The 3,217-nt window shown below is 61.9% G+C and carries 4 protein-coding genes and 1 tRNA gene; 4 read left to right on the top strand and 1 reads right to left on the bottom strand.

What is annotated here, in order from left to right; all coding sequences use genetic code 11:
• Window positions 1–194: 194 nt before the first annotated feature.
• From dusA to F6X40_RS41110, 4 genes are all read left to right on the top strand, one after another.
• Complete coding sequence (gene dusA, locus F6X40_RS41125; RefSeq protein ID WP_187631844.1) at window positions 195–1,196, top strand: tRNA dihydrouridine(20/20a) synthase DusA; 1,002 nt, start codon at window positions 195–197, stop codon at window positions 1,194–1,196.
• A gap of 89 nt (window positions 1,197–1,285) precedes the next feature.
• Window positions 1,286–1,361 (top strand) — tRNA-His (locus F6X40_RS41120).
• A gap of 167 nt (window positions 1,362–1,528) precedes the next feature.
• Window positions 1,529–1,780, top strand: a complete 252-nt coding sequence (locus F6X40_RS41115) for a hypothetical protein (RefSeq protein ID WP_187631843.1) — start codon at window positions 1,529–1,531, stop codon at window positions 1,778–1,780.
• A gap of 139 nt (window positions 1,781–1,919) precedes the next feature.
• Window positions 1,920–2,354: a hypothetical protein gene (locus F6X40_RS41110; RefSeq protein WP_187631842.1), complete on the top strand. Its 435-nt coding sequence runs from the start codon at window positions 1,920–1,922 to the stop codon at window positions 2,352–2,354.
• Window positions 2,355–2,828: 474 nt separating this feature from the next.
• Here F6X40_RS41110 and F6X40_RS42020 read toward each other — a convergent pair.
• On the bottom strand, window positions 2,829–3,217 hold a 389-nt coding region (locus F6X40_RS42020; RefSeq protein ID WP_222946310.1), incomplete at its 5' end, for a hypothetical protein.

Below are 3,217 nucleotides of genomic sequence, written 5' to 3'. Positions count from 1 at the left end.
ATACGGCGGCATGCACGGCGGCGGCAGCTCGTGGAGCAGTGGCGGCGGGATGGGGGGACATGGACATTAAGGCATTGACGCATTGACGAACCGGTGCCCGCCTTTGTCGCGACAGTGATAGGGCTCCAGCGCGCCCGGCGGTTTCTGGCCTTGCGGTAAAATTATTGTTTTGATTCAAGCCGCCTGGCCGCTCCATGTCTTTACCTCGCACTCCCAGCCCCCGCCGCGTGTCCGTTGCCCCGATGATGGACTGGACGGATCGCCATTGCCGCTCGCTGCATCGAATGATTTCGCGCCATACCTGGCTTTACACGGAGATGGTGACGACCGGCGCGCTGCTGCACGGCGACGTGCCGCGTCATCTCGCATTCACGCCCGACGAAGCGCCAGTCGCGCTGCAACTCGGCGGCAGCGAGCCCGACGATCTCGCGCGTTCGGCCAAGCTCGGCGAGCAATGGGGCTATGACGAAATCAACCTGAATTGCGGCTGCCCATCCGAGCGCGTGCAACGCGGCGCGTTCGGCGCATGCCTGATGAACGAGCCGCAACTCGTCGCCGATTGCGTGAAGGCGATGCGCGACGTCGTATCAGTGCCAGTCACGGTCAAGCACCGCATCGGCGTCGATACGGTCGAGGAATACGGCTTCGTCCGCGATTTTGTCGGCACGATCGCGCAAGCCGGCTGTGAGGTCTTCATCGTTCATGCGCGCAACGCGATCCTGAAGGGCCTGAGCCCGAAGGAAAACCGCGAGATTCCGCCGCTCAAGTACGACTACGCGTATCAGTTGAAGCGCGATTTTCCGCAGCTGGAAATCGTCATCAATGGCGGTATCAAGACGCTCGACGAAGTCGACGCGCATCTTCAGCACGTCGACGGCGTGATGCTCGGGCGCGAGGCGTATCACAACCCCTACCTGCTCGCCGATGTCGACGCGCGCTTCTACGGCTCTGCGCAGGCGGCGCTGACGCGCGAGCAGGTCGAAGCGAAACTGATCGAGTATTGCGCGACCGAAATGGCGCGCGGCACCTATCTCGGCGCGATCACGCGCCATGCGCTTGGGCTGTATCGCGGCGAAGCGGGTGCGCGGGGTTGGCGTCGAGTTTTGTCCGACAGCAAGCGACTTGCCGCCCGTGATCTGACCATCTTCGACGAAGCAAGACAGCATCTGCGCGAGCCCATCGACATTTTTGAATAAAGGACTAGGCAAACCACCATCTAGTCCCTATAATCTCGTTTCTTCGTCGGCGAGACAGGTTTTTAGAGCAAGTCAAGCGGATGTTAGTGGTGGCTGTAGCTCAGTTGGTAGAGTCCAGGATTGTGATTCCTGTCGTCGTGGGTTCGAGTCCCATCAGCCACCCCAAAGAATTCAAGCACTTAGCCCAGTCCACGTGACCGGGCTTTTTGCTTTCTGGAATTCGTGTAAGTGCCGGTGTAAGTGATTTTTTGCCATGCTTTGCGGCCCGTGTTCCTGTGCCTGCCTCCCGGCGCGATAATCGCGGCGTCCACCACCACATCGCGGGGGCCATCATGGCAAACGGATTCGCAGCACCGGTCATCGTCTGGGTTCCCGACGAGACACGCGCACGGTTGCGCGAGTTGTGCGAGGCGCGGGCCGTGCCGGTTGAGAGGTTCGGCGGCCACCTGCTCGAACGCGCGGTGGCGAACTACACGTCGAGCGGACCACAGGTGCAGCCGCGTGAGCCGTCCGGCAAGACAGGCAAGCGCAGCTACAACATGCCCACTGCCCCCGAGGGGCGTGCGCGAGCGCGGGGCCGCTGATGTTCCTGCACCAGTGGCAATCCCCTGCCGCGTCAACATAGGGCCGCCATCGGACTCAGGTTCGATGCCGGTGCGTGCGCCGTATTGCAGGCCGCAGGCCGGTACAATGGGCGCCCGTACTTCCTGCGTCTGACCCGCCATGCAAATGCTGGAAGCCTTCCGCCGCTTCAACGCGAAGCCGCGCAATCACCTGTACGACGTCACCGCGATAAGCGAAACGGCCCCGCCCGAGCTTGTCGTCGCGCTCGTGGGCGCCTATCGGCAATGGATGCGGCGGCGCGATGAGTTGCCGCCGAATGTGCGTGAATACCGCGATGACCTTCGCGATTGGGGCGCATCGCCTGCCGTGAATGAGGTGCGCGGGCACCTGTGCCGCGCACTCGATGAAGCGCTCACCGTGCGGCTGGTAATGGTCACGGTCAGCAGTGCGAACGCGGCGAAGATCGACGCCGAACCTGGCGCATCAATGCGCGGCACAGCAACGGATTTCGAGCCGCGCCCTGATATGCTCGGGCGGGTAACCGCGTTCGACGGCAACAGCTTTACAATCCGCTTCGAGCGCGCTGCCTCCTGAATTTTCAGGTCGCACGGTAATACGGCGCCTGCTCAAGCGTCATCAGCGGCTGCGGGAGTCCGATGCCTGCCGATATGAAATGCCCTGGTCGGCAAGGGTTGGCAGCTCTTCAGGCGCTGCAATCGTTGCAGGGCCTGCCTTCCCTGAATGCTCTTGAATCTTGCCGCGCGAACCTGCGGCCTTAACCTGCCTGAGCATGATTTCGCCACCACGGCGCTCGGCGCGCAAAAAAAGCCCGCAGGACATGCGGGCCACCCGGAAATATGACGGGCCTTGGATGGCCCAGGTGCAATCTTACGCCCGATATCCGGTGCAGTTGCCAGTCTGCTCACCGAGCGCGCCGATGGATGTGCGCTCTTCACGCACAAGCTCGGCCAGATCGGGGCCGCTTTTGGCAGCGTTTCATAACGGGCTTGCTGTGCGCTGCGGCGGCGCTGTGCTTCTACTGCATGCGAGCCCGCTGGCTGAATGAGTTCAGCGGGGCGCGACGACGACGCGTAGGGTCCCTGCTGGTGGCGCATGCGGCCCATTTAGGCTGGTAGCCGCTTTGCCGAGCGCTCGTTCGAACGCATATGTCAAGACTGTAAACGGAGTGCGGACCCACGGTCTGCTGAGGATGCGCTGCTCACTTGCGTCAGCTTCAACTGCCGAGTTCGTTCTTCCGACTATCGTTACTCCTGCCGGTTGTCCGTCCAAGTCCATCGGCGCGGGCTGCGCATTGCCATTTGCCACGATCTGTGGCGCGACAATCTGGATGAGAGACGCGCGACAATCAGCTTGAGAATGTCGCGGCAGAAATATGATGCCGATGTTGATTGACGCTGGCAAGCGTTTATTGATTGACGCGCGGTTTTGATTGACGC

This window comes from Paraburkholderia sp. UCT31, from assembly GCF_014397655.1.
In the GTDB taxonomy this organism is placed as follows: Bacteria; Pseudomonadota; Gammaproteobacteria; order Burkholderiales; family Burkholderiaceae; genus Paraburkholderia; species Paraburkholderia tuberum.
The sequence above is the reverse complement of the archived record's forward strand: the minus strand, read 5'-3'. Positions and strand labels throughout refer to the sequence as shown.